At 52.5% G+C, this 2,145-nt stretch carries 1 rRNA gene; it reads right to left on the minus strand.

Going from position 1 to position 2,145, the window contains the following annotated elements:
• Positions 1–2,145: ribosomal RNA gene (locus ACY8D0_RS27985) — 23S ribosomal RNA — on the minus strand; the annotation flags it as partial.

Genomic DNA, 2,145 nt, shown 5'->3' on the forward strand with positions numbered 1-2,145 from the left:
CTCTTTAGGAGGCGACCGCCCCAGTCAAACTGCCCACCTGACACTGTCTCCCATCCCGATAAGGGATGCGGGTTAGAATTTCAATACAGCCAGGGTAGTATCCCACCGACGCCTCCACCGAAGCTGGCGCTCCGGCTTCTCAGGCTCCTACCTATCCTGTACAAGCTGTACCAAAATTCAATATCAGGCTACAGTAAAGCTCCATGGGGTCTTTCCGTCCTGTCGCGGGTAACCTGCATCTTCACAGGTACTATAATTTCACCGAGTCTCTCGTTGAGACAGTGCCCAGATCGTTACGCCTTTCGTGCGGGTCGGAACTTACCCGACAAGGAATTTCGCTACCTTAGGACCGTTATAGTTACGGCCGCCGTTTACTGGGGCTTCGATTCAGAGCTTCGCTTTGCAGCTAACCCCTCCTCTTAACCTTCCAGCACCGGGCAGGCGTCAGCCCCTATACTTCGCCTTGCGGCTTCGCAGAGACCTGTGTTTTTGCTAAACAGTCGCCTGGGCCTATTCACTGCGGCTTACCGAGGCTATTCACCCCAGTAAGCACCCCTTCTCCCGAAGTTACGGGGTCATTTTGCCGAGTTCCTTAACGAGAGTTCTCTCGCTCACCTTAGGATTCTCTCCTCGCCTACCTGTGTCGGTTTGCGGTACGGGCACCTTTTATCTCGCTAGAGGCTTTTCTTGGCAGTGTGGAATCAGGAACTTCGGTACTCTATTTCCCTCGCTGTCACAGCTTGAGCCTTACGGTGAACGGATTTTCCTATTCACCAGCCTAACTGCTTAGACGCACATAACCAGCAGTGCGCTTACCCTATCCTCCTGCGTCCCCCCATCACTCAAACGATAAAGAGGTGGTACAGGAATATCAACCTGTTGTCCATCGCCTACGCCTTTCGGCCTCGGCTTAGGTCCCGACTAACCCTGAGCGGACGAGCCTTCCTCAGGAAACCTTAGGCATACGGTGGATGAGATTCTCACTCATCTTTCGCTACTCATACCGGCATTCTCACTTCTAAGCGCTCCACCAGTCCTTACGGTCTAGCTTCAACGCCCTTAGAACGCTCTCCTACCACTGACATCGAAGATGTCAATCCACAGCTTCGGTGATACGTTTAGCCCCGGTACATTTTCGGCGCAGAGTCACTCGACCAGTGAGCTATTACGCACTCTTTAAATGGTGGCTGCTTCTAAGCCAACATCCTGGTTGTCTAAGCAACTCCACATCCTTTTCCACTTAACGTATACTTTGGGACCTTAGCTGGTGGTCTGGGCTGTTTCCCTTTTGACTACGGATCTTATCACTCGCAGTCTGACTCCCACGGATAAGTCTTTGGCATTCGGAGTTTGTCTGAATTCGGTAACCCGATGGGGGCCCCTAGTCCAAACAGTGCTCTACCTCCAAGACTCTAACTTCGTGAGGCTAGCCCTAAAGCTATTTCGGAGAGAACCAGCTATCTCCAAGTTCGATTGGAATTTCTCCGCTACCCACACCTCATCCGCGCACTTTTCAACGTGCGTCGGTTCGGGCCTCCATCCAGTGTTACCTGGACTTCACCCTGGACATGGGTAGATCACCTGGTTTCGGGTCTACGACTGCATACTATTTCGCCCTACTTAAGACTCGCTTTCGCTGCGGCTCCGTCTCATCAACTTAACCTCGCATGCAATCGTAACTCGCCGGTTCATTCTACAAAAGGCACGCCATCACCCATAAACGGGCTCTGACTACTTGTAGGCACACGGTTTCAGGATCTCTTTCACTCCCCTTCCGGGGTGCTTTTCACCTTTCCCTCACGGTACTGGTTCACTATCGGTCACTAGGGAGTATTTAGCCTTGGGAGATGGTCCTCCCTGCTTCCGACCGGATTTCACGTGTCCGGCCGTACTCAGGATCCACTCAGGAGGGAACGAAGTTTCAACTACAGGGCTGTTACCTTCTATGGCTGGCCTTTCCAGACCGCTTCATCTACCCCGTTCCTTTGTAACTCCATGTTGAGTGTCCTACAACCCCGAAAGGCAAGCCTTTCGGTTTGGGCTGTTCCCGTTTCGCTCGCCGCTACTCAGGGAATCGCGTTTGCTTTCTCTTCCTCCGGGTACTTAGATGTTTCAGTTCCCCGGGTATGCCTTCAATACCCTATG

Source organism: Neobacillus camarae (assembly GCF_054950115.1).